The 23863-nt window shown below is 52.5% G+C and carries 23 protein-coding genes; 12 read left to right on the forward strand and 11 right to left on the reverse strand.

Annotated features, from left to right (window positions below; genetic code table 11):
* Position 1: 1 nt before the first annotated feature.
* A complete protein-coding gene (locus QA596_03110; protein MDG5766443.1) occupies positions 2-1702 on the forward strand; it encodes a 5'-nucleotidase C-terminal domain-containing protein in 1701 nt (566 codons plus the stop codon).
* Between the two features lie 9 nt (positions 1703-1711).
* Positions 1712-2857: a DUF3524 domain-containing protein gene (locus QA596_03115; GenBank protein MDG5766444.1), complete on the forward strand. Its 1146-nt coding sequence runs from the start codon at positions 1712-1714 to the stop codon at positions 2855-2857.
* Here QA596_03115 and dnaB read toward each other — a convergent pair.
* The 11 genes from dnaB to QA596_03170 all read right to left on the reverse strand — a co-directional run bounded on the left by dnaB (position 2820) and on the right by QA596_03170 (position 14263).
* Positions 2820-4379 carry a replicative DNA helicase gene (dnaB, locus tag QA596_03120; protein MDG5766445.1) on the reverse strand — a complete coding sequence of 520 codons (1560 nt, stop codon included), beginning with the start codon at positions 4377-4379 and terminating at the stop codon, positions 2820-2822. The two genes, QA596_03115 and dnaB, sit on opposite strands and share 38 nt — an antisense overlap.
* A 243-nt stretch (positions 4380-4622) precedes the next feature.
* Positions 4623-5414: a uracil-DNA glycosylase gene (locus tag QA596_03125; protein MDG5766446.1), complete on the reverse strand. Its 792-nt coding sequence runs from the start codon at positions 5412-5414 to the stop codon at positions 4623-4625.
* Positions 5415-5443: 29 nt separating this feature from the next.
* On the reverse strand, positions 5444-6760 hold the full coding sequence (gene mtaB / locus QA596_03130) for a tRNA (N(6)-L-threonylcarbamoyladenosine(37)-C(2))-methylthiotransferase MtaB (protein MDG5766447.1): 1317 nt from the start codon (positions 6758-6760) through the stop codon (positions 5444-5446).
* 137 nt (positions 6761-6897) lie between these two features.
* Positions 6898-7896 carry an NADH-quinone oxidoreductase subunit NuoH gene (gene nuoH / locus QA596_03135; protein MDG5766448.1) on the reverse strand — a complete coding sequence of 333 codons (999 nt, stop codon included), beginning with the start codon at positions 7894-7896 and terminating at the stop codon, positions 6898-6900.
* A complete protein-coding gene (locus QA596_03140) occupies positions 7897-9639 on the reverse strand; it encodes a 2Fe-2S iron-sulfur cluster-binding protein (GenBank protein ID MDG5766449.1) in 1743 nt (580 codons plus the stop codon). It abuts the gene before it with no gap.
* A gap of 88 nt (positions 9640-9727) precedes the next feature.
* Positions 9728-11017, reverse strand: a complete 1290-nt coding sequence (gene nuoF, locus QA596_03145) for an NADH-quinone oxidoreductase subunit NuoF (GenBank protein ID MDG5766450.1) — start codon at positions 11015-11017, stop codon at positions 9728-9730.
* A 1-nt stretch (position 11018) separates the two neighbouring features.
* Positions 11019-11564 carry an NAD(P)H-dependent oxidoreductase subunit E gene (locus tag QA596_03150; GenBank protein ID MDG5766451.1) on the reverse strand — a complete coding sequence of 182 codons (546 nt, stop codon included), beginning with the start codon at positions 11562-11564 and terminating at the stop codon, positions 11019-11021.
* Between the two features lie 2 nt (positions 11565-11566).
* Complete coding sequence (gene nuoD / locus QA596_03155; GenBank protein MDG5766452.1) at positions 11567-12853, reverse strand: NADH dehydrogenase (quinone) subunit D; 1287 nt, start codon at positions 12851-12853, stop codon at positions 11567-11569.
* 14 nt (positions 12854-12867) lie between these two features.
* Positions 12868-13371, reverse strand: coding sequence for an NADH-quinone oxidoreductase subunit C (locus QA596_03160; GenBank protein MDG5766453.1), 504 nt, complete (start codon positions 13369-13371; stop codon positions 12868-12870).
* Positions 13372-13382: 11 nt separating this feature from the next.
* Positions 13383-13865 carry an NADH-quinone oxidoreductase subunit NuoB gene (gene nuoB / locus QA596_03165; protein ID MDG5766454.1) on the reverse strand — a complete coding sequence of 161 codons (483 nt, stop codon included), beginning with the start codon at positions 13863-13865 and terminating at the stop codon, positions 13383-13385.
* 11 nt (positions 13866-13876) lie between these two features.
* Positions 13877-14263 carry an NADH-quinone oxidoreductase subunit A gene (locus QA596_03170; GenBank protein ID MDG5766455.1) on the reverse strand — a complete coding sequence of 129 codons (387 nt, stop codon included), beginning with the start codon at positions 14261-14263 and terminating at the stop codon, positions 13877-13879.
* 296 nt (positions 14264-14559) lie between these two features.
* Between QA596_03170 and QA596_03175 the strand changes: the two genes are divergently transcribed.
* The 10 genes from QA596_03175 to rseP all read left to right on the forward strand — a co-directional run bounded on the left by QA596_03175 (position 14560) and on the right by rseP (position 23861).
* Complete coding sequence (locus QA596_03175; protein ID MDG5766456.1) at positions 14560-15156, forward strand: bifunctional nuclease family protein; 597 nt, start codon at positions 14560-14562, stop codon at positions 15154-15156.
* 5 nt (positions 15157-15161) lie between these two features.
* Positions 15162-16784, forward strand: a complete 1623-nt coding sequence (gene bshC / locus QA596_03180; GenBank protein ID MDG5766457.1) for a bacillithiol biosynthesis cysteine-adding enzyme BshC — start codon at positions 15162-15164, stop codon at positions 16782-16784.
* Between the two features lie 10 nt (positions 16785-16794).
* Positions 16795-17385 (forward strand): 5-formyltetrahydrofolate cyclo-ligase, encoded by a 591-nt coding sequence (locus QA596_03185; protein MDG5766458.1) that lies wholly within the window; start codon positions 16795-16797, stop codon positions 17383-17385.
* A 55-nt stretch (positions 17386-17440) separates the two neighbouring features.
* Positions 17441-18103, forward strand: coding sequence for a PspC domain-containing protein (locus tag QA596_03190; protein ID MDG5766459.1), 663 nt, complete (start codon positions 17441-17443; stop codon positions 18101-18103).
* Positions 18104-18119: 16 nt separating this feature from the next.
* Positions 18120-18740, forward strand: coding sequence for a dTMP kinase (gene tmk, locus QA596_03195; protein MDG5766460.1), 621 nt, complete (start codon positions 18120-18122; stop codon positions 18738-18740).
* 233 nt (positions 18741-18973) lie between these two features.
* Complete coding sequence (locus QA596_03200; GenBank protein ID MDG5766461.1) at positions 18974-19453, forward strand: SRPBCC family protein; 480 nt, start codon at positions 18974-18976, stop codon at positions 19451-19453.
* Positions 19454-19528: 75 nt separating this feature from the next.
* The gene (locus QA596_03205) at positions 19529-20506 is read left to right on the forward strand and encodes a shikimate dehydrogenase (GenBank protein ID MDG5766462.1); all 978 of its coding nucleotides are present in this window, start codon (positions 19529-19531) and stop codon (positions 20504-20506) included.
* Between the two features lie 22 nt (positions 20507-20528).
* Positions 20529-21257, forward strand: coding sequence for a peptidoglycan editing factor PgeF (gene pgeF / locus QA596_03210; protein MDG5766463.1), 729 nt, complete (start codon positions 20529-20531; stop codon positions 21255-21257).
* An 85-nt stretch (positions 21258-21342) separates the two neighbouring features.
* On the forward strand, positions 21343-22491 hold the full coding sequence (locus QA596_03215) for a 1-deoxy-D-xylulose-5-phosphate reductoisomerase (protein ID MDG5766464.1): 1149 nt from the start codon (positions 21343-21345) through the stop codon (positions 22489-22491).
* Between the two features lie 17 nt (positions 22492-22508).
* Positions 22509-23861 (forward strand): RIP metalloprotease RseP, encoded by a 1353-nt coding sequence (gene rseP / locus QA596_03220; GenBank protein MDG5766465.1) that lies wholly within the window; start codon positions 22509-22511, stop codon positions 23859-23861.
* The last annotated feature ends 2 nt before the right edge of the window (positions 23862-23863 follow it).

Genomic DNA, 23863 nt, shown 5'->3' on the forward strand with positions numbered 1-23863 from the left:
TATGGCGATACCTTCCAGTTCTATCAGATCGCCGGTATTGGCGCTTGTTTCCATCTGGCTTCCAGTGCTTCTTATTTCCGGACCGGAAGCTTCCGCCGGGACATCCAGCGACGATTCAAGAATCCCGGCCGATACCGTGACCATAGCCGTAATGGCAACTGCGGATGTCCATGGCCGGGTTCGCGCATGGGACTATTACAGACACCGGCCCGAGCCCCGTTATGCGCTTTCCAAGGTGGCCACGCTGGCCGATTCCATTCGCGGAGAACACCGCCATACACTGCTGCTGGATGCCGGCGACTGGCTCCAGGGCAACCCGTTTGCCGAGTATTTCGCTCTTCAAAGTGAACCGGACATCCGGTATCCTTTTCTTAAAGTTGCCGACCAAATGAACTTTGACGCCATTGTGCTTGGAAACCATGAGTTCAACTTCGGAATCGATTACCTGAACCGGCAGATTTCACTCACAGAAACTCCGATTCTGGGAGCCAATATCTACCATCACCTGTCCGATGATCCTGCGTATCCACCATACATAATTCAGGATATTGCGGGGATACGGGTTGCGGTGATCGGATTAACCACCCCGGGATCCGCCGTCTGGGATCGAGCCCATGTCGAAGGAGTTCTGGATTTCGGGGATGGAGTGGATGCCGCACACCGTTATGTCACAGAGGTCAGGGAACAGGAGGGAGCCGATGTGGTTGTCATTTTGGCCCACTCGGGTCTGGATGGTACTACCAGCTACCATGGTGAAGGACTTGGTGCGGAGAATTTTGGAAGGGCGGTCGGAGAGCAGGTCGCGGGTGTTGACCTGCTGGTACTGGGCCACACCCATAGTACCATCGATGATGTGGTTCTGGAGGGGCTTGATGGACGCGCTGTTGGAGTGATCCAGCCCGGCCGATGGGCCTCCCATCTCGGTGTCGCAATGCTGGAGCTAGTTCGCTACGATGATGGATATGTGTCCATCATCAGTCAACGAACCCATAATCTGCCGGTTGAAGGGGTAGAGGAGCATCCACAAATTGTGGAAATGACAGAACAGGCACATCTTCAGGTTGTCGAGTATGTTACGGAACCGATGGCCCGAACTCCGGAGACATGGTCTGCCCGCGATTCCAGAATGAGGGATACCCCCATCATCGACCTGATCAACCATGTTCAAAAGAAAGCAACCGGCGCGCAGCTCTCTGCGGCTGCCGCCTTCAACACATCTGTATCGTTCGGCCCCGGAGATATCACCAGGGGAGATATTGCCCTGCTCTATCCCTATTTCAATACCCTGTACAAACTGGAGATTACCGGTGCGCAACTCCGCGAATTTCTGGAGTACACATCACGGTACTACCTGACCGGAACCGGGTATGACGGCCTGCCCGAAATCAACCGCGAGTGGCCCGGTTTTAATTATGATATGGTGTCGGGTGTGGACTATGTGCTGGATCTGAGGCTTGATCCGGGCCAGAGAGTGACGCTGCTGGAATATGATGGCGAGGCGGTCGCAGACGATGACCGGTTTACCATCGCCGTCAACTCCTACCGTACCGAAGGCGGCGGCGGTTTCGATATGCTGGAAAACGCCCGGGTCCTGGAACACCTGGACCGTTCTGTCGGGGATATGATCCTCGAATACCTCAAGGGCAGGGAGGAGATTCGTCACCAGGATGTGTTCGAGGAAAACTGGCATCTTGTATATTGAGCATTATTCATGAATATCCTTTTGGTCGAACCGTTTTTGGGTGGATCTCACCGGGCGTTTATTGACGGTTTCAGCACCCACTCCCGTCACAACGTCTATTCTGTGACCATGAGAGGGACCCACTGGAAATGGCGGATGAGCGGTGGCGGAGTTACCCTGGCGGAGAAGACCGAGGCGATTTCCGAACCCATCGACCTGGTTCTGGCCAGCAGCATGACCAACCTCCCCGCTTTTATCGCACTGACCAACCCCCGGTTTGCCCATGTGCCGATAGTTCTCTACATGCATGAGAATCAGCTCACCCAACCGGTCCCGGGGTCCGAGGAGCGGGATTTAACCTATTGCTATATCAATTACCTGAGCGTTTTGGCGGCCGATTACGTGTTCTTCAACTCGGAATTCCACAAGCGGGATTTTCTCGATGCGCTGCCCGGTTTCCTGGCCCGGTTCCCGGATTATCAGCAGTCCGAGTCCATTGCGAAAGTCGCGGCCAAGGCGGATCGGCTGTACCCCGGCCTGGATCTCAAGGTTTTTGACTCCGCTGTGCGGCAGCGTACCAATCGTCCGCACAATCAGCGGCCTGTTATCGTCTGGAATCAGCGCTGGTCATTTGACAAAGATCCAGACAAGTTTTTCCGCGTCATCGACAAACTGGATGACGCAGAGTGTTCGTTTGACCTGATCCTGGCCGGCGATCATGAACATGACCAGAGCGGCAGATTTGAAGAGGCCTGGAAACGGTATGGCAGCCGGATTCTTCACTACGGATATGTGGAAAACAGCGAGCAGTACGGCAACCTGCTCCAGAAAGGAGACTTTGTGGTCTCCACCGCCATGCATGAATTTTTCTGCACCGCAATCATGGAGGCCGTTTACTGCGGATGCCATCCGGTCATGCCCAGGAACTTGACCTATCCCGAACTGATCCCCAAATCGCTGCAGGAACCCCTCTTGCACGGACCGGTTTTTTTTGAGGATGAAACCGATCTGTTCCGAAAGATGAAACGGTTACTGGACGGGACCCACAAGAAACTGCCCCTGCCGACACTGCAGGCCGTCAACCGCCACCTCGACTGGAGCGTGATCATACATGAGTATGACGATCGCCTGGAAGCGATTAAAAAGGACTATCCTCGTCGTCAGGGGGAGCCGTAAAGCCGGTTTTTTTCGCGCGCTTTTCGATGTTTTTATCCTGTGAGCCGGCCTTGTCAGGTAGTGCGTCATGCGCTGCTCCGTCGCCGGAATCCAGATAGGGCACATCGTCATAGGTCCGGGAGAGGTTTTCAAAGCGGGCGTAGTTCTTGACAAAATGAAGATTCACAGTTCCAACAGGTCCGTTTCGCTGCTTGCCCACAATAAGCTCGGCAACCCCTTCGGTCGAATTGCCCTGCTCGTCGGTGGTTATCTTGTAGTACTCGGGACGGTAGAGGAAGCAGACTACGTCGGCGTCCTGCTCAATGGACCCTGACTCACGAAGGTCACTAAGCTGCGGCCGCTTGTCACCTCCCCGCTGTTCAACGGCCCGGCTCAACTGGGAAAGGGCAATAACCGGGACATCAAGCTCTTTGGCCAGGGCCTTGAGTCCACGTGAGATACCGGCAATTTCCTGTTCCCGGTTCTGCCGGTCGTTATGCTGTCCTGTCATCAACTGAAGATAATCCACTACAACCAGGCCAATGTCGTGTTCGTTCTTAAGCCTCCGGCATTTGGAACGCATCTCCATGATGCTGATAGAGGGGGTATCATCAATAAAAATGGGGGCGGTGTGCAGTCTGCCGGCCCCTTCGATGAGCTGTTTAAATTCGGTGTCGTCCAGTTTGCCGGTACGGGCTTTCTGCGCATCCACCCGCGCCTCCATCGTCAGCAGTCTCTGCACCAGAGCCTGGTCGGACATCTCCAGACTGAAGAGCGCAACCGGTGCCCGTTTCTCTGGATCCTGATTCAGGGACGCGTTCCTGGCTACTGTTAGTGTAAATGCCGTTTTTCCCATGGAAGGCCGGGCGGCGACAATAATCAGATCCCCCCGCTGCCAGCCGGCGGTGAGGTGGTCCACGTCAAGGCCAGTAGGCACACCAGTGATGCCCAGTTTTTTGCCCCGGATCTCTTCCAGATAGGAGAGGGTGTTTTTCAGGATTTCGCCCAAAGCCTGGCCGCCGCCACGGGCTCTGGCATTGGTAATTTCGTAGATACGCTGTTCGGCCTGGTCCAGCACTTCGAACGAATCGCTGGCCGAGTCGTAGGCATCCTGAATAATATCCGAGCAACTAAGTATAAGGTTGCGCTTGAGTGCCTTCTCCGCGACAATCTGACAATGATATTCGATATTTGCCGCTGAGCTGACCGCCCGGGTCAGATCGGAGAGATATCCGCTGCCACCAACGGTCTCGAGTAGGTCACGGTCGCGGAGTTCGTTTTCAACCGTCAAAATATCCAGCGGGTTATTTCGCTCAAACAGCTTTGTCAGCACTTCAAAAATATGCCGGTGGGCGGGCTTGTAGAAATCATCCACCTGAAGAATTTCCAGGGCGGTGGAAGCGGCCTGCTCTTCAATGAGCATGCTGCCCAAAATGGCTTCTTCGATTTCAACGGCCTGTGGCGGAATTCGTCCTTGCGCTTCAAGGAGTGAATTTGAATCGGGCTTTCTGTTTTTATCTTTGGTGTGCGAACTGTTGGCCATCTTGTAATTAAAAAAATCGATCCTTCGGTTTGAAAAACAATCCCCGATAGCCGGGAGCCACGGGCCCGGTTTGGCTGGCAGGAGAGATCACAAGGTATTAAAAATTGAAGAAGAGTGCTCTTCCGGAAGAAAAAAAGCGGACACTTTTTTCCATGATGCAAGCCTGGTGAACCACAGCTGGTACAACAGGCCGAATTGCCTGTCGGGCGCCGGAGAAGCACACCGGGTTCTGGTCACATTCGGCTATCTGGCGTCGGATACACCGGACTGACTATCCCGGTTTCCTGTCAATTCATCATAGCTTCTGCGCAGCATTTTCATATCCTCCCAGGTATCCCGTTTCCACGCGGGATTTCGGAGCAGCGCCGCCGGATGAAAGGTTACCATCAGCTCGAAATTATTCCGGAAGGGATGAAACCGGCCACGGAGCGTTTTCATGGGCTCGGTGGTTTCCAGCAGGGTTTGGGCGGAAACCCTGCCGAGACAGACGATCCAGCGGGGGTCGATCAGGTCGATCTGTCGGTAGAGGTAGGGAAGGCTACGGAGCCGCTCTTCGGGCAGGGGATCCCGGTTGTTGGGAGGCCTGTGCTTTAGGATGTTGGCGATATAGACATCCTCCCGGTTGAAATGGATGGCGGCCAGGATTTTGTTCAGAAGCTGTCCGGCTCGGCCTACAAACGGCTCACCCTGCTTGTCCTCCTGTGCTCCGGGAGCTTCCCCGATAAACATGATGTCGGCGCCCGGATTGCCTGTGCCGAACACAAGGTTGGTGCCGGCCAGATCGGTGCGCAGTTCATCAGATTTCTCGCAAATTGCGCGCAGTTCGTCAAGACTGTTGGCCGACAGCGGTTCCGCTGCATCTTGCACCGACTCGGAGCTTTCCGCCCAGATGTTCTCATCGGATACTGCCATGGCTTCTTCCTTCTGAGGAGCGGGAGCGGGTTCCGGGACCTGGAACGGGCCGTACACTTCCTGTTCCAGTTTCAGATACTCACGTATGGAGTTGATAATTCGATGTTGCTCGTCTTCTGCCATGAGTTTAAAACGGGTTGAGGTTGGCTGGATCAGACCGCGGCCCGGTCGGTAGAGGTGACGACTGCCGTGACTGCGCCGGAAGGAGGACGCCCATCCAGGCGGCAGTAAACAATGCGGTTTACCAGAGCGTTGTCATATGGAACGGCTACGCGGATGTAGTTGTCGGACCACCCAAATATGCTGCCTTCGGAGACCTCCTGTTCAAAAAGCACCGGCCTTACCATGCCAAGGTTGCGGTGATCGAAATCAAATCGTTTTTTATCAGAAAGCCGCCGCAGTTTGTGCGTGCGTGCCTTGCGGACCTCTTTGGCAACGGATCCGTCAAGATCGAGAGCATGGGTATTGGGCCGCTCCGAATAGGTAAAAACATGGAGATATCCGACATCGAGAGCGTCAATAAACCGGAAGGTCTCATCAAACAACGAATCGGTTTCCCCCGGATGGCCGGTAATCACATCCACACCGATGCATGCGTCGGGCATGTGCCTGAGTATGGTTTCCACACGGCTGCGGTAGTTTCCGGTGCGATACCGCCGCTTCATCAGATCCAGCATGGTATCGGATCCGCTTTGAAGCGGAATATGAAAATGGGGCTGTACCGTACGGGAATCTGCGGCAAAGAGGATGATGTCGTCGGTAAGCAGGTTCGGCTCAATGGAAGAGATACGGATGCGTTCCAGACCGGGAAGGGGATCCAGGGCTTTGAGCAAATCCAGAAAAGACTCCGTACCATAACGGCCGAAATCACCGACATTCACTCCTGTGAGCACAATCTCACGATAGCCGTCGGCTATAACACTTCGGGCCTGTTGCACCACCTGGGCAACCGAGGGGCTGCGACTCTTGCCCCTTGCCAGAGGTATGGTGCAAAAACTGCATTTGTAGTCGCATCCGTCCTGAACTTTCAGGAAAGCGCGGGTTCGGTCATTGGATGAGAAAGCGTGATGGAAATCGGCGGCTTCGTTGACATCCGTGCGATGGATAATGGTTTCGTCAGGTTTCTCGAAGTTGCCCGCCAGTTCCATGATATCAAATTTGTCTCTGGCGCCAACGACCAGGTCCACGCCATCGATAGCCGCTATCTCATCGGGTTCCAGCTGGGCATAGCATCCGGTGACGACAATGAACGCCTCCGGGTTTCTTCGTCGGGCTTGCCGCACGGCTTTGCGACAATCGCGGTTCGCATCACTGGTAACCGAACAGGTGTTGACTACATAAACATCGGCTTTGCTTTGAAACGAGGCTATTTCAAACGCACCGCCGCTAAACTGCCGCTTCAGGGTGGAAGTTTCAGCAAAATTCAATTTACAGCCGAGGGTATGAAATGCAACCGATCGGGTGGACATCTGAGCAATCTGGTTTGGAGTAACAGGTGCGGGTGGACCACGGAGCAACACCGGATCCAGGTAATGGCAATATTACGTTTACAATGCCATGAAGGATTAACGATGGAGCCGAATCTGCATGAACAGTACCGGGAAAATCACCCGATATAATACAATATGATGGCTATGACCGCAAAATTGAGAATCGCCAGCGGGAGCATCTTGGTCCAGCCCAGACGCATGAGCTGATTAAATTTAAACCGGGGAAGCGTCCATCGTACCCAGATAAAGACAAAGGCCCAGAACACCACCTTGATCAGAAAAACATGAATATCAAGGATCGATTTTGCTACAACGCCCATTTCCGGCAGCCAGTATCCGGCGAAGGGGAGGTGGTAGCCGCCGAAGAAGAACGTCGTGATCAGCATGCTGGCGATCACGACATGCATATATTCCGCCAGGAAAAACGTACCGAACTTCATGGAACTGTACTCGGTGTGAAAACCGCCGACCAATTCCTGTTCCGCTTCCACCAGGTCAAACGGAGCGCGGTTGGCTTCGGCGAACGCGGCTACGGTAAAAATGACAAATCCGATCGGGTTCAGGAAGATATTCCACCATGTTTCCTGCGAAGCGACAATATCCACAACACTCAGCGATCCGGCGAACAGGATTACCGAAGCCAGGGCCACCCCCATGGGCAGCTCGTAGCTGATCATCTGCGCCGCAGCTCGCAAGCCGCCCAGCAGCGAATATTTGCTGTTGGACGCCCATCCCGCCAACGTTACCCCATAGACGGAAAGCGACGCCACCGCAAGTAGGAACAGTACACCGACATTCAAATCCGTGATGTACACATGTTCGCTGAATGGTATGACGGCAACGGTAATAATGGCTGTGCTTACCGGGATCATCGGTGCCAGGGTGTACAGAAAACGGTTGGCCTGTGTCGGTACGATATCCTCTTTCAGAAAAAGCTTGATCACATCGGCAAAAGGCTGAAACAAGCCCAGCGGACCAACACGATTGGGGCCGTACCGGTTTTGGATGAATGCCGATACACGGCGTTCGGCATAAACGGCTACAGCCGCCGAAGGCATCAGAAACAGCAGGACTACTGCCAGCATGACCAGGGTAGAAAAAAGTAGAGGATCCATTTAGACCGTGTTAGCTTCGGTGATTTTTTTGATTTCGAGTTGTATCCCGTTTTCATCGTCCATGCGGTCGTAAGATACGCCCTCGAAAACAGGGATTCGGGTGGATATGGCTTCCATGATTTCTCTGGAGGTTTTCCAGCGTTCTGCCTGTTGGCTGGACGGGATCCGCGAGAAAAACTCCCAGGCGGGAATACAGTCGACTCTGTTGTCGTCGGATACCCAGTTGTCGAATTTGGTGCCGTAATGGTCGAGCCTGGCCATGGACATTTCCAGGTTGAGTCGCCGGTTGGTGTAGAGCGTCTCCTTGGCAGGCACCGTTCGCTGTATACGGCCATCGACATTAACGTAAGAGGCGGCGTGCTCGGCGGCACAGGTGACCGGAATCACCAGATTGGCACTGCGGGTGGTCTCGGAGTGGTTGGACGCCCAGATGATGGTGTAACTTTCCCCAAAAAGTTGCCCGGGAAGTCCGGTGCGGCCGAGGAGGTCATCCTCCAGAATGGCGATGATTTTGGGTTTTGTGGATTCAATTCGTTTGGCCAGACTTTTTTCGTCTTCTTCCTGAAAACCGAGTGCCCGTACCCCGTTGGAGTTGGGCGCATGATCATCCGAAATCAACAGATCGTCGCCGAAACCGGGTTCAACATGGGGGAGGAAAACAAAACTTTCGGCCCCTTTTTGTTCGAAAAAGCTTCTGAAAGCGAAATTGTCTTCCACGGAGGCATGGGCACTGCCGATTACCAGAATGTCGGAGCCCTTCACCTTGTCAAGTTCTTCGCCGAAGGTAAGTTCGGCATTATTCCAGGAGGTCTTTACCTGATCTCGGTCATCCAGCTTGAGGTGCGGCCTGGAGACCCTGTTTTCGTTGTATTTCTTATAATCCAAACGGGCATAGTCTGGCATCCAGTGATCGTTGACCGCTTCGTTGAAACGGGGTGTGATACGGAGAACCAGATTGTCACGGGTCCAGAGATAGGTATTGCATCCCTTGCCGTTGGTCATATCGATACCCGGTGTCTGGTTCATCTCCCATACACGGGCCTTGAACCGGAAGTCTGCAGAGGTAAGCGCTCCGACCGGGCAAATATCCACGGTGTTCAGGGAGTAGGGATCATCAAACGTCTCTCCATCGGCGGTCATCGGATAGTTTTTGTCACCGCGGGAGATGATGGTCAGTTGCCGTGATTTACTGATTTCGTCGGTAAAGCGCACACATCGGGTGCAGTTGATGCAGCGCTCCGCATCGAGAATAACCCTGGGCCCCAGCTGGATTGCCTTGGGCTTGTGCACTTTCTTGTGTTCAAACCGGCTGCCTTCGGGACCGTATTTGTAAGTCAGGATCTGAAGCGGGCACTCACCGGCCTGGTCACAAATAGGACAGTCCAGCGGGTGGTTGATCAGAATGAATTCCAGGTTATCAGCCTGAGCCTGTTTGACCAGATCGTCGGTTACGTGCGAATGTATGACCATACCGTCGGCCATATCCAGACTGCAGGCGGTCATCAGCTTCGGGAAAAAGCGGATTTTCCGGTTTCCATCTTCATCGGTTTCAAAGGTTCCCTTGTCCTTGTCGAAAATCGGCATACCGGCTTTAACAATACACTGCCTGCAGTTGGCCGGTACCGACAGGGACGGGTGATAACAGAAGAAGGGAAGGTCCATCCCGTTATCGAGCATGAACTGAAGCACCTTGCCCGGCTTTTCATACTCATATCGGATGTTGTCAATAAAAATTTCTGGCATAACTGATGTCTGGGTTTAGGACTGCATCCGTGAATTGTGTCAGAGGCAGCCGCTGTCTTCCGGAAAAAGGACATTCAGGCCCGATGCTTCAGGCCATGGCATAAACGGTTTTCTTGCACTTCTGTTCGAATTCATCCCTGAACCGCTCGATGGAATATCGGACCGGCCATGCGGCGGCATCTGCAAGGGCACAGATGGTTCGCCCCTCCATGCGGTTGCAAATGGCAAGCAGCAAGTCGAGGTCGCGCATTTCACCGTTGCCATCGCGAATTTTGAGCAGGGTTTTCTCAAGCCAGCCGGTGCCTTCGCGGCAGGGAGTACACTGGCCGCATGACTCATGGTGGTAGAAATGCGAAATCCGCCAGATCACATCCACCATATCGGTATCCTCATCAAGAACCACCATTCCGGCGGTTCCCATCATGGAACCCACTTCGCGAAGGGAGTCGGAGTCCATGGTGACCCCTTCAAGCATATCTGCACGCAACGGCGGGGTTGACGAACCTCCCGGGATCAACGCCTTGAGTTTTTTGCCGCCGCGCACACCTCCGGCCACTTCATTGATCAGCGTCATAACACTCATACCCGCGGGATACTCGTAAACTCCGGGACGATTTACATGACCGGATATACCGTATAAAACAGGTCCAGGGTGCGAATCCGGACCAAAGCTCTTGTACCACTCGGCGCCGTTATTAATGACCAGCGGCACATTGGCCAGCGTTTCGATATTATTGATGGTGGTAGGACGGCCCCAGAGTCCACGCTGAGCCGGGAACGGCGGTTTGACCCTCGGGTAGCCGCGCTTTCCTTCCAGCGATTCCATCAGTGACGATTCCTCTCCGCATATATAGGCCCCGGCCCCCATGTGCGTGTACATTTCCACACTGAAGTCCGAGCCCTTGATATTTTTCCCCAGGTATCCTTTTTCGTAGGCCTGGTCAATGGCCCGCTGAAGCATCTTCACAAACGGGCGATATTCACCTCGGATGTATACATAAATGGCATCCACGTGCATCGCATAAGCGGCGATTATGGCACCTTCAATAAACAGATGGGGATTGAATTCGAACAGCTTGCGGTCTTTGAACGTACCGGGTTCCGATTCATCGCCGTTGCAGGCAAGATAGCGCGGTTTTCCGTCAGGCTCCGGCATAAAAGACCATTTCAGGCCCGCATTGAAACCGGCTCCGCCTCTGCCGCGGATGTTGGCCGCCTTGACTTCATCGGTAACCCGTCCGGGGCTCCATGTATCGGAATCCTTCAGTACGGTATTCAGTGCCTTGTAACCCCCGTTTTTTTCGTACACGGATATTTCGTGCAGGTCTTTGATTGCGGGCAGGAGGACAGGTTGATATGATTTCCAGTCGTTGACCATCTTACTTATCGGATCCGTTTACGTGTTGAGGCATTTTGTTGGATTCAAACCGGGGTTGCTGGTCGTTATTCAGCTCTTCGATCAGTTTGTCCAGTTTTTCACGGGTCAGGTGATTGACGTACTTGTCGTTGGTAACCTGAAGCATGGGAGCATACCCGCAGGCACCGAGACACTCCACCGACTGGATGGAAAACTTTCCGTCGGCGGTGGTCTCACCGGCTTTTATTCCCAGCTTTTCCTCAAGGTAGTGCAGCATGTCATATCCGCCGCAAACCTGGCAGCTCAGGCAGGTACACACATCCAGCACGTGCTTGCCCATGGGTTTTTCGTAGAATTGGGTATAGAAGGTCACAACCCCGTGAATATGCGCTTCCGGGATGTCCAGCGTCCGTGCCACCAGCTCCTGAACATCAGGATCGGTATGGCCAAACTTGTCCTGGGCATACCATAGAACGGGCAGTACGGCTGCCTGCTTCTCCGGATATTTGGCGATTAATTTTCGGATCTCACCAAGATCCTTATCATCGAATGTATAAGTATCTGCCATAATTACTTGTCTGAATCTCCCATAACCGGATCCATGCCACCGATAATAACTACCGTGTCGGCGACCATTTCCCCGTCGAGTATGGTTTCGAGTCCCTGTAGATTACTGAATGAGGGTGAATTGATTTTCAACCGCCAGGGATGTCCGGTTCCGTCGCTTTGAATGTAAAAGCCCAGTTCGCCCTTGGGTGCCTCAATCGCGTGATACGCCTCTGCGCCGGCCGGCGGACACACTCCGGTGTCGGTCATCATGAAATCGTGAATCAGTCCTTCCATGGAGTAATACACTTCGTCTTTGGACGGATAGGATTTTTTCGCGTCATCGACACGGATCGGCCCCTTTGTGGGCATTTTTTTAAAGCACTGCTCAATGATGCGGATTGATTCCGACATCTCTTCCATACGGCAGTAGTAGCGGGCCAGGTTATCTCCTTCGGTGCGTGTGGGTACTTCAAAATCGATCTGATCGTAATGCAGGTACGGATCGAATTTGCGGATGTCATATGCAATTCCCGTTGCCCTTAATGCGGGCCCGGTTAAACCGGCAGCAATGGCTTCTTCATGGCCGATAGCGCCGACGTCCGCATTCCGATCCACGAAGATGCGGTTGCGGTCCAGCAGTTTGTGCCAGCCTTTCAATTCATCGGGGAACTCACGAACGAATTTTTTGATCTTTTCAACGGCAACGGGAGTCAAATCGTTATTGACCCCTCCGATGCGCGAATGCGATACGGTAAACCGGTGGCCGGCTACTTCATCAAATATGTCATAAATTTTTTCTCGCTCCCGGAACGTCCAGATGAAAAAAGAGACCGCACCCGCATCCATAACCATGGTTCCCAGCCACAAAAGGTGTGAGGAGATGCGAGCCAATTCATTGCATATCATGCGAATATAATTTGCCTTCTCAGGGCTTTCGATATTCGCGATTCGTTCTACTGCCAGGCATAACGCCACATTGTTGCTGTAGGGGGAGAGGTAATCCATGCGATCGGTGTAGGGCATGAATTCCTGGTAGGTTTTGTTTTCTGCCATCTTTTCGATGCCGCGATGGAGATACCCGGTATCCAGGCGGCACTTTGTGATGGCCTCTCCGTCCAGTTCCATCAAAACCCTGAGAACCCCGTGTGTGGCGGGGTGCTGCGGACCCATATTGAGGGTCATTCGCGTAGAGAGGGGATCGGATTGATCCACTTCAACCGTCGCGTGTTTGTCTTCGAGGCTTTTATAGATGGCTTCCTGGTGTTCCGGAAAAAACGTCGGCCTCTTTTTTGAAGTAATTGGATCCATAGGGTAAAGCGGTGTCAGTCGTGGTCAGGAGTAGAGCTTGGGAGTTCAATTGAGCCCGGAACACCGAGCAGCGGGAATTCCTTGCGAAGCGGGAAATACTTGAAGTCCTCCGGCAGGAAAATTCTTCTAAGGTCCGGGTGGCCATCGAACCTGATGCCGAACATGTCGTACACTTCCCGTTCGTTCCAGTTGGCGCTATTCCAGAGATCGGTCACGGTCGGCAACACGGGATTTTCTTCGTCAACATACACTTTCAGGAAAAAGCGTTGTTGTTCGCGGAGCGATATCAGATGGTAGATGACTTCAAAGCGGTCTTCCGAGGTAAAGCGGTCGGTCGCAAATACATCATTCAGATAGCTGAAATGGAGTTCTTCCTTGAAAAAACGGCAGGTGTCGTGCAGGACTTCCTGGTTTATTCGAAGAAGCGGGTAGGCATACTCCTCGTAGACCAGGTGCAGATCATTGCCCAGCCTGTCCCGGACTTTTTGTAGTATGGCTTCTTTGATAGTTGCATCCATGGGAAAACGGGTTAACTGTCGAGCTTGAGGGACTGTTCTTCCTTGATTTTATCCTGAATCTTCATGATGGCGTTGATGACCGACTCGGGCCGCGGAGGACATCCGGAAATATAGGCATCAACCGGCAGGAAATTATCCACTCCCTGAACCACACCGTAGCACCGGTGCATCCCACCGGTGGAAGCACACGCGCCCATGGCGATACACCACTTGGGGTCGGGCATCTGGTCCCAGACTCTTCGAATGGCATGCGACATCTTGTAGGTACACCAGCCGGCGACGATCATTACGTCACTTTGGCGGGGTGAAAAGCGAAAAACTTCCGATCCAAAACGAGCGGCATCATATTTAGGGCCGGCAAAGGCCATCATCTCTATCGCGCAGCAGGCCAGACCCATGGGCATGGGCCACACAGCGTTGGAACGGCCCCATTTGGTCAGCGCATCGATAGTTGTGGTGAAGAAGCCTTCACCCATCACTCGATCTAAACTCATATTCGGTTGATTTAAACTTGGTTTTTTACAGCGGAATGTTCCGTATCCCAGTTAAAGGAGCCCTTTTTAAAGGTGTATATCAGTCCAAGGAATAAAATGAATATAAATAGCATCATGGCCCACAGTGTTCCGGGACCAAATTCCTGAAACCGAACCGCCCATGGATAAATAAACACCACTTCAAGGTCAAACACGATAAACTCCATGGCAATGATGTAGAAACTCACGGAGTACCGGTCTCTTGCATGTCCGATGGGATCCATTCCGCTTTCGTATGCGCCCAGTTTGTTTTGGGCGGGCCTGTTCGGTCCGAGCAGGCTGGACAGAACGATAAATGCAACGGCCAGTACGATGGCCAGTGCAATCAGCAATAAAACAGGTATGTATTCTTCAAGCATTACAAAATTGGGATAAGGCCGGGATTCGGCACTAAAATTACTTCCGATATGGGCTAATGTCAATCACAAGAGCATATCCAGCTCCATGTTTTTCCGAAAGAACAGGCATCTGCCTGTAACCGTTATAAATGAATGGCCGTGTCGTCTTTGGTGTTTAAGAGTGCGGAAAATTTGGTTACATTTAGAAGAGATATAAGAACATTTTTTGTTATATGCGTTACAGTGGTGCTCCGGCAGCGCGAAATCACTGAACGTATTCATTTTTAAATCGTCTTGCGGTTTTGAACAGGATTCAGATGGACATATTGGGGCTTTCCACAAGTCCCAGCAGCGGTGGCGCATATGCGCTTATTCTTAATGAAGCGGATGGAAAGAGAAGGCTACCGATAATCATCGGTACATTCGAGGCACAGGCCATCGCCCTGGAACTTGAAAACATCAAGCCGCCCAGGCCGATGACGCATGACCTGATGCGCAATATCATCCAGAGCTTCGACACCCAGGTCAAGGAAATATTTATCAACGACCTCAAGGAGGGTACGTTTTACGCACAGATCATCTACGATTCCAACGGGAACGAGGTGGCGCAAGACTCCCGTCCCAGTGATGCGATCGCCCTTGCTATCCGGTTCAATGCCCCGATTTATGTCTCTGATCAGATCATCGAGGAAGCCGGGATCGAATCGGATCCTCAAACCGAGGGTTTCGAGGAGGCCGAAGAACCTTTTCAGGAAAGCAAAGAGCCTCCAACACCGGAAGAAGAACCCCCTTCCACAGTCAGCAAGGAGGGACGCATCAAGGTGCTGGAAAAGAAACTGACCACGGCCATTGCCGAAGAAGATTATGAAAAGGCGGCAAAACTCAGAGACGAAATAAACCGCCTCAAAGACTGAATCCCGTGGATATCACCAAAGAAAGCTTTCGCAAGCTTCCGTTTTCCCCGCTGTTTCGTGATTTTGCTGATGGACATGAGGTCCTTGATCCGTTTCTTGCCGACCGGCACAGTTATGAATCGCTGGTTCGGCGCATAAATGACTATTCGTTCTCCGGTGACCGCCGCGTTTCCGCGGAACAGGCACGACGCTTCAATCGCGGCTTTTCCCTCGATACCTGCGCTTTGGAAAATATCGAAGCCCTCAGCGATGAGAATACCGTTACCATCACTACCGGTCAGCAGGTAAGCCTCTATGGCGGTCCGCTGTACACCGTATTCAAAACCCTGACCGTCATTCATCTTGCCAAATCACTGAGCAGGGACACCGCAAAGCATGTCGTTCCGGTTTTCTGGTTAGCGGATGAAGATCACGACTTCGAAGAGATCGCTTCGGTTTCGCTACCGGTTCAGGGGGAAGTCAAGCGCGCATCCCTGCCCTGCAAAGCCTGTGCCCGGCATGCTGCTGGAAATATCACCGTTGAGGAATCCTCGTTTGCAAAATTCAGGAACGAGGTCATGGAATATCTGCCGCCAACAGATTTTCGGGACGAACTGTTTTCTCTTCTGGATGAATGCTATGTGCCGGGCCGTTCCCTGAAACAGGCATTCGGCGAACTGTTGATGCGGCTTTTCTCGCGTCACGGACTGATCCTCGCCGGCAGTAATGAACGCGAAGCGAAACGGATCACGCGCGATGCCATACGCATTGCCATAGAACGAGCCGACGATATCGTATCGGCTCTTGAGCATCAGTCTGCTGAGCTGGAGAGCCACTACCACCGGCAGGCGCATATCTCCGACAGCCTGCTGTTCTGGCATGACGATGACCATGGCCGGGTAAGGCTTGTCCATGATAACGGAAGATGGTCACGTGAGCCGGGGATAGAGCTCGGAACGCAAGAGTTGCTGAATGAGCTCGAGACTCATCCGGAGCGTTTTTCTCCGAATGTATTTTTACGGCCGATCCTCCAGGACCAATTGCTGCCCAACGCCGCTTATGTGGGCGGTCCCGCTGAAATCGCATACTATGCACAGATGAAGCCGCTGTACGATGTCTTTGACCGGAAAATGCCGTTTCTGATCGCCCGGCTTTCCGCCACAATCGTTGAGCCGCAAATAAGCCGATTCCTTTCAGATCTGCCCTACACTATTCCGGAATACTCCGGCCGGTTCGAGGAGCTCGAGCAGCACTATCTGAGGAAATATGGCGAACCTGATCTGGATACCCGGTTTGACCACTGGAAGGAGGAGGTTGAGCTGCTTTCTGAGAAAATGGTCGAAGAAACTGAAATTGCCGATCCCGGTCTGCGCAAACACGCACAGGCGATTACCAGAGAGTACACAAAGGCCATCGACAAACTCAGAAAAAAGAAGGTCCAGGCCGTCAGGCAGAAAGAGGAAGTCCGAATCAACCGGCTGAAGAAAGTTAAACTCGGACTTTTCCCGAATGACCGGCTGCAGGAGCGAGAGATATCCTTCATCTATTTCATGAATAAATACGGCCCGGATATTTGGGAGCAGCTGCTGACCCGATTGAATCAGGAACAGGCCGGGCTTTTTAACCGTCATCTATATTTGGAGCTTTAGGGTTTCCGGCATGAAAACAGACCGGCAGATCATTCGCGATGATGCCGTCGGACGCCGCAAGAGTCTGCCGCCGGGCGAGTTGCACCGACTCGGCGACGCCATTTCCCGTCAGGTTTTCAACACGACCTGGTTCAGGGAAGCCTCGGCTGTTCACTGTTTTTTTGGAGTCGTCGAAAAAGGGGAGGTTTCAACACGGAAGCTGCTCGAAGGGATTTTGTCGGAGGGAAAGACCCTGGTGATGCCGAGGATGGAGGGAGAAGAAGGGAGGATGGGGCATTATATTGTCCAGGATCTGAACCGGCTTGAAATAAACTCCCGCGGTATCCCCGAACCTGCCGATTGTCCGGCAGCCTCTGTACGCGATATCGACCTGGTGCTGGTGCCGGGCCTTGCCGCCGATCGTGCCGGTAACCGGATCGGATTCGGAAAAGGGTACTATGACCGTTTCCTCTCTCAGCAGGAGCTTACGGCATCATCCATACTGCTACTGCCGGAAGTTTTTCTCGTGGAAACCGTTCCGGCGGAACCGCATGATGTTCCGGTGGATGCGATAGCCACTGACACGAGGTTGATCGACTGCCATGGTTACAGAAACTTTTAAAAACAACTTCTCGTATGGTCCGGTAACTGTGAACCACTCAACAAGGTGAACCCATATGAAGGAGCAGAAGAAGACCCATAATAATCTGAGGAACAATCTGTACGACCACGAACTCAGTGATGAAGAGTATGAAGAGTTACGAACGGCCTATGAGTTCGAAAAGAGTGAACGGCAGAAACCGGATAAAGGTGCACGCATTGCCAAAATCGCAGGAACCATATTCCTGATACTGGGTATCCTGTTCCTAATCCAGCAGTTCTTTTTCTCCTTTGGTCCCGATTTTACCAGTCTCTTACGGTTCATCCCGACCGGAGGTACCATTATCATTTTAATTATCGGACTTGGATTGCTCGGCCGGATTCGAAGCAAAAAGCGGAGCCGTCGCATGGACCCGACTCCGAACAATCAGCCCGGAGGGGATCGCTGGAACACCTCTACCACCGGGGATGCCGAAGAAACCACTGCCGGCAGACCATGTACATCGGCCGATTTTGATCCCTACGCGTTTCGGAACACCAAGCGCTGGTTTCGCTCCCGCAAAGAAAAAATGCTGTTTGGTGTTTGCGGAGAAATCGCCGAGAGACTTAACATCGATCCGACCGTGATCCGCGCATTGTTTGTGATCGCATTTTTCAGTTATGGATTCAGTTTTGTTATCTATATTGCACTCGCAATTGCGCTGCCCAGGCGCCCGTTGCAAAAAACGTGGCAGATTTAGGAAAAAAGGAGATGATGTGCTGATATCGCTGGAAGGTATAGACGGATGCGGTAAGACGACCCAGATACAGAAGATTGAGGCTTTCTACAAAAGCAGAGGCCGAGAGGTCCGGGTATTCAGAGAGCCGGGCGGAACCGGTCTGTCGGAACAGATCAGGGAGATACTGCTGAACAGCAAGGAGGATATCCATCCGCTGGCGGAAACACTGCTGTTTTCTGCGGCAAGGGCCCAGTTGGTGGCCCGGCAGGTTCGGCCGCTGCTGCAGGAGGGGACGATAGTGATCCTGGACCGGTTCTACGACTCCACCACTGCCTATCAGGGATTCGGAAGAGAAGCACTGCCCGTCGAGGATATTGAAAACATAAACCGGATAGCCACCGCCGGACTTCAGCCGGACATCACCTTCTACCTGAAAATCGATGAGGATATCGCATTGAAGCGCCGGTTGAAGTCCGGTGAAGAGGACCGGATGGAACGGTCCGGCAATGCGTTTTTCAGCAGAGTCGCCAAAGGGTTTGACCACATCGCATCCAAAAACAAACGGGTCGCCACCATTGACGCATCCCGAAATCCGGATGAAATCTTCAGTGACATCAGAAGCCACCTGCTGAAAGCCGATACCCGCTTCGGGCCCTGATATCCATGGAAACCGTTGCAGCGGTTGCCATATCGCGGATCATCGGTATCGCTTTTCCATTGAGCAAAAGCGCCTATCTGCCGATTTTATATTTTTTTTGGATTGATGTAAACAAGAAAAATGCTTAAATTTGGTCTATTGTGCACATCATGCAGCCACTGCTGGCACATTCATGGTGATACCAGCTACAAATCACACGAACCATTCAACGTTACGAAGTATAAAAGTACATTATGGCGCATCAAAGAATTGAAGTTGACCTGCCCCTCGCAAAAGTTTATGAATTGATGAGCTGTCCGACCGATTTTCCCAAATTCCTTTCGTCTATTTCGGAAGTGAATAAAATCAATTCGCAAACTTTTGAATACGCAACTGAAATTGGTGGAGAGGAGTTTCGTTGGACCACCAACATCATTGATGATCTGAGAAACACCCGTTTTGCCTGGATCACCATCAATGGGAATCTCAATCAAACCGGAACGATCCGTTTTACCCCCCTGGACAACGGCACTCGTACCAGGGTTGATTTTAGTCTGGATTATCGGACATTTTTCGGAGAACCATCCGAGGATATGTCGGCTTTCATGGAGCAGCTTCCTGACACCCTGTCTACTGATCTGGAAAAGTTCAAGGAGCTTGCTGAAAGCGGAAGTTTCAAGGATGAAGAAGAAAAAGAAGCCGCTGCTGAGAAGAAGGAAGAAGTAACGGCCTGATCGTTGACATCCAATTTCCAAAAGAAGGGGCTGACGAGCCCCTTTTTTTTTTGGATTTCATCCGCCTTCACGCACATGACTCTATCCGAATTCCTGGAATCCGGTATTTCAGAAACACCGTTTGCCGCTGTCATCGGTCACCCGGTGTCGCACAGCCTCTCCCCGGTCATACACAATGCAGCGCTTCGGGAACATGATATTCCGGCAGTGTATTACGCCATCGATTGCCCGGAGTCACAGTGGCCGCGCCTGGGCGAGTTGTTAAGTCATGAGCAATGCAAGGGAATCAACGTTACATTGCCCCTGAAACGGGTTGTCATGGACTATCTGGATGACTGTGACGAATCGGCAGAAGCGATCGGCGCGGTCAACACTGTAGTTCCGGACATGGGTATGGCGGCAAAACATCAAAATAGCCCTAAGAAACCCCTGAGCGCTCATGGTGATCCAGGCACCGAGAAGACCGACTTGAAAAAGAAATCGGCAGACAAGCGTACTCTTCGTGGCTATAACACGGATGCCTACGGGTTCATCAAGCCGCTTGAAACGTATCCGGTCATTGACACGGCAACGGTACTGGGCTCCGGAGGCGCGTCCCTTGCAGTCCAATATGCGCTTGCAAGCTACGGCGTGAACACCGTATATCTGGCCAGCCGTAAACACAAACCGGGCCGGATTGGGAGAGGGCACTCGAAGGAGGCAGGACAAGGTTCACCCATCATTCCGGTTTCTTATTCGGAGCTTGGCGATGCTGTGGCCGAATCGCGGCTGATTGTCAATACCACTCCGGTCGGCATGCATCCCGACACAAATGCGACACCGTTCCCTCCGGAGATGGGTTCCTTGCTAAAGGGGAAAATCTGCTATGACATCATCTACAACCCGCTGGAAACCCGCTTCCTTGCCCTTGCAAAACAGAATGGTGCCGAAACGATAGATGGCCTGGGTATGTTCGTGTTTCAGGCGGCCAGGGCATTCGAGCTGTGGTTCGACAAGCCGATGCCCACAGAACTGGCGCGCAGCCTGGTACTTGAGCATCTAAAAAAAACATAACCACAGCAAATCCTGCAGGATTATGTCGCTTATCTGGACAAAAAAACGGGGTGGGGTACACGCGGCATTACTGTCGAAAGCCGAAGAGACGACAGGCGCCCGCATATCAACACTTGCCAACCTTGAAACGCGTTCGGAAGAGGTTCAGGCGCTGGAAGCCAACAGAACTCTGCTTGCCGAACATCTGGAATGGCCTTCCCTGCGTTTGAGCATGGCCCGGCAAGTGCATGGCACGCATGTCGCATTCACCGACAAACCGGAAATCATCGACAATACGGATGCGCTGGTAACCAACAGGGTTAACCTGGCAATAGGGGTACTGGTTGCAGACTGCGCCGCGGTGCTGATAGCGGATCCGGTCTACAGAATTGTTGCCGCCGTCCATGCAGGATGGCGTGGTGCCGCCGGAAATATCGTGGAGAAGGGGGTAGCGACCATGATCCGGGCGGGCGCCGAGCCGGATGTCATGCAGGCCTATATCAGTCCGTGTATCTCCGTCGCCAATTTCGAGGTCGGCGAAGAAGTGGCTGAAAAATTCCCGCAACGGTTTGTGGATTACACGGGAGTGAAGCCCCACGTCGATCTCAAGGGGTTTCTCCGCCAGGAGCTAATGGACACCGGTATACCAGACGACCGGATCCAGGTCGACGGTCGCTGCACTTTGCAGGAAGCCGAAACATTGCACTCATACCGAAGAGACGGAAACGACAGCGGTCGCATGCTGGCCGTAATTGCATTGGGGGACTCCTGATTTTATGCTATTTTATTCCGCTCACTGACACGACTTTCAATCAGTGTTGCCCAATACTCAGAACAGACCCATTCACCCCGATTCAGTGAAAACGCAGCAGTTACTTATACTGGGATCCACCGGATCCATCGGCAGACAGACTCTGGATATTGTCCGGTCCCATCCCGAGAGATTTTCGCTGTTCGGAGTGACGGCGAACTCAAACTGGAAGGAGCTTGCGGCACAAATCAACGAGTTTCAGCCTGCCTATGCGGTGATATCTGATGAAAGCTGTGCCAAAAACCTGGATGCAGCCATAAATCACCGGAACACGGTGATTTTAACCGGAAATGATGCACTTGAGGCACTCATTCGGGAAGAAGCCGTGGATACCATCGTCAACAGCCTGGTGGGTTTCTCGGGGTTTGCTCCAACACTTACTGCGCTGGAACACGGAAAAAAAGTGGCGCTGGCCAACAAGGAGTCGCTTGTGGTTGGCGGCGAGCTACTGTCCCCATTTTTGGACGGATCGTTTGACAGGCTCATCCCCATAGACTCAGAACACAGCGCCATTTTACAGTGCCTCGCCGGTGAGTCTGCCGACAGTATCCACAAACTGATTATTACAGCCAGCGGCGGACCCTTTCGCACCTGGTCCGCTGAAAAAGTGGCAAACGCCAACGTCAGGGACGCACTAATGCATCCCAACTGGGATATGGGATCGAAAATAACCATCGATTCCGCAACCATGATGAATAAGGGGCTTGAAGTTATTGAAGCCCATTGGCTTTTTAATCTTCCGCTATCAAAAATTGAAGCGGTTGTGCATCCCCAGAGTATCATTCATTCGATGGTTGTGTTTCGTGACGGTTCGATCAAGTCGCAGATGGGGTTGCCAGATATGCGCCTTCCCATCCAGTATGCGTTGTCGCACCCTGACCGCTGGCCGCTCGAATCCGAACAGATTGACTGGGCGGAACCACAGGAATTGACCTTTGAGCCGGTTGACCATAACAAATTCCCCTGCTATGATCTCGCACTTGAGGCTCTCAGGCAGGGGGGATACGCTCCAGCCGTACTGAATGCCTCCAACGAGGTTGCTGTCGAACGATTTCTGAAGGAAGAAATTTCATATATTCACATCTCTGAAATTGTGGCCAGCAGTTTGTCTCATATTACAAGTTCAGATTCGTTATCATTGCCGGTGCTCCTTGAAGTCGATCGTGAAGCCCGGAAATTTGCACGGTCCATCTGACCAACTCACTCATTTTTATGGAAGTAATCTTCAGCATATTGCAGACCGTCGTGATTTTTATTGCGGCCATTTTTATCCTTGTACTGGTCCATGAGCTGGGCCATTTCCTTGCAGCCAAGCTGTTTGGCATGAGAGTGGAACGCTTTTCCATCGGCTTTCCCCCGCGTTTGTTCGGCATCCGGAAAGGCCATACCGATTATTGTATTTCTGCTCTTCCGCTGGGCGGATACGTGAAAATTTCCGGCATGGTGGATGAAAGTATGGACGACAGCTTTGCCGCCTCCGAGCCGAAACCGTATGAATACCGCAGCAAACCTGTCTGGCAGAGAATGATCGTAATATCAGCGGGGGTCATTTTTAACATGATTCTGGCCTATGTCATTTTCACAGTCATCACATTTTCCTACGGAGTCAATCAGATCCCTGCCGAAAATATCCACGGGATGTACATTCCCGAAAGTTCCACCGCCGCCGAAGTGGGGTTTGAGACCGGCGACCGGCTGGTAGCTGTAAATGAGAAGGAAATCGACTATGTTCGTCGCGGACAATTTTTTTCCATGAGTGACCTCACCAGCATGCCGCTGAGTTTTACTGTGGAGCGCGACGGCGAGCGGGTAACCATCCACCCTCCATCCGATTTTCTGGATTATCTTGCCCGTAACCCGGAGTTCCTGGAACTGCAAAACGCCCTTCCCAGCAAAGTGGGAGCCGTTGCTGACGGCACTCCCGCCGAAGAGGCCGGCCTCATGGAAGGAGACAAGATCGTCGCCATCGATGGGGAAGAGGTAGGTTACTGGGTCCAGATGGTAAACATGATACAATCCGGTGGCGACCAGATGCAGTTTACCATCGAACGTGACGGGGAACGCCGGGAGATAGATATCCGTCCCGACCCCGACCGCAGAATAATCGGGATCACCATCGTCGATCCGCAGGAGTATTTCGGATTCGAGACCGTCAGCTTCGGCTTTTTCGGCTCCATCAGAGAGGGGGTTAACCAGGCCCACGACACCCTTTTCGGGATCATCAACGGTTTTCGGCAACTGCTCACCGGCACGATCTCTGTCAGGGAAAACCTCGGCGGACCCGTAGCCATTGCCTCTGTAACGGCCGAAGTTACCGAGCGGGGAGGAGCACTCGGCTTCTGGAATTTCACCGCCTTCCTGAGCATTACACTTGCTTTAATGAACATTCTCCCGATCCCCATGCTGGACGGCGGCCACCTCATGTTCCTGATCTACGAAGCGGTTACCCGGCGGGAACCTTCCATGAAGGTTAAAATGGCTCTTCAGCAAATCGGTTTCATTCTCCTTATCGGACTGATGATTTTTGTCACTTTCAACGATATCCTTCGACACGTAGTCAATTAAAC

Source organism: Balneolales bacterium ANBcel1 (assembly GCA_029688905.1).
Taxonomy (GTDB): Bacteria; Bacteroidota; Rhodothermia; order Balneolales; family Natronogracilivirgulaceae; genus SLLW01.

Bases quoted from the DNA above. Each gene is read 5' to 3' on its own strand.
- QA596_03125 (MDG5766446.1), bottom strand. From the start codon at position 5,414: ATGGCAGAAGACGAGCAACATCGAATTATCAACTCCATACGTGAGTAT.
- QA596_03200 (MDG5766461.1), top strand. From the start codon at position 18,974: ATGGCGCATCAAAGAATTGAAGTTGACCTGCCCCTCGCAAAAGTTTAT.
- pgeF (MDG5766463.1), top strand. From the start codon at position 20,529: ATGTCGCTTATCTGGACAAAAAAACGGGGTGGGGTACACGCGGCATTA.
- nuoD (MDG5766452.1), bottom strand. From the start codon at position 12,853: ATGGATCCAATTACTTCAAAAAAGAGGCCGACGTTTTTTCCGGAACAC.
- QA596_03175 (MDG5766456.1), top strand. From the start codon at position 14,560: ATGGACATATTGGGGCTTTCCACAAGTCCCAGCAGCGGTGGCGCATAT.
- nuoB (MDG5766454.1), bottom strand. From the start codon at position 13,865: ATGAGTTTAGATCGAGTGATGGGTGAAGGCTTCTTCACCACAACTATC.
- QA596_03115 (MDG5766444.1), top strand. From the start codon at position 1,712: ATGAATATCCTTTTGGTCGAACCGTTTTTGGGTGGATCTCACCGGGCG.
- QA596_03190 (MDG5766459.1), top strand. From the start codon at position 17,441: ATGAAGGAGCAGAAGAAGACCCATAATAATCTGAGGAACAATCTGTAC.
- mtaB (MDG5766447.1), bottom strand. From the start codon at position 6,760: ATGTCCACCCGATCGGTTGCATTTCATACCCTCGGCTGTAAATTGAAT.
- QA596_03110 (MDG5766443.1), top strand. From the start codon at position 2: ATGGCGATACCTTCCAGTTCTATCAGATCGCCGGTATTGGCGCTTGTT.
- QA596_03185 (MDG5766458.1), top strand. From the start codon at position 16,795: ATGAAAACAGACCGGCAGATCATTCGCGATGATGCCGTCGGACGCCGC.
- QA596_03170 (MDG5766455.1), bottom strand. From the start codon at position 14,263: ATGCTTGAAGAATACATACCTGTTTTATTGCTGATTGCACTGGCCATC.
- rseP (MDG5766465.1), top strand. From the start codon at position 22,509: ATGGAAGTAATCTTCAGCATATTGCAGACCGTCGTGATTTTTATTGCG.
- nuoF (MDG5766450.1), bottom strand. From the start codon at position 11,017: ATGGTCAACGACTGGAAATCATATCAACCTGTCCTCCTGCCCGCAATC.
- nuoH (MDG5766448.1), bottom strand. From the start codon at position 7,896: ATGGATCCTCTACTTTTTTCTACCCTGGTCATGCTGGCAGTAGTCCTG.
- QA596_03205 (MDG5766462.1), top strand. From the start codon at position 19,529: ATGACTCTATCCGAATTCCTGGAATCCGGTATTTCAGAAACACCGTTT.
- QA596_03150 (MDG5766451.1), bottom strand. From the start codon at position 11,564: ATGGCAGATACTTATACATTCGATGATAAGGATCTTGGTGAGATCCGA.
- QA596_03160 (MDG5766453.1), bottom strand. From the start codon at position 13,371: ATGGATGCAACTATCAAAGAAGCCATACTACAAAAAGTCCGGGACAGG.
- dnaB (MDG5766445.1), bottom strand. From the start codon at position 4,379: ATGGCCAACAGTTCGCACACCAAAGATAAAAACAGAAAGCCCGATTCA.
- QA596_03140 (MDG5766449.1), bottom strand. From the start codon at position 9,639: ATGCCAGAAATTTTTATTGACAACATCCGATATGAGTATGAAAAGCCG.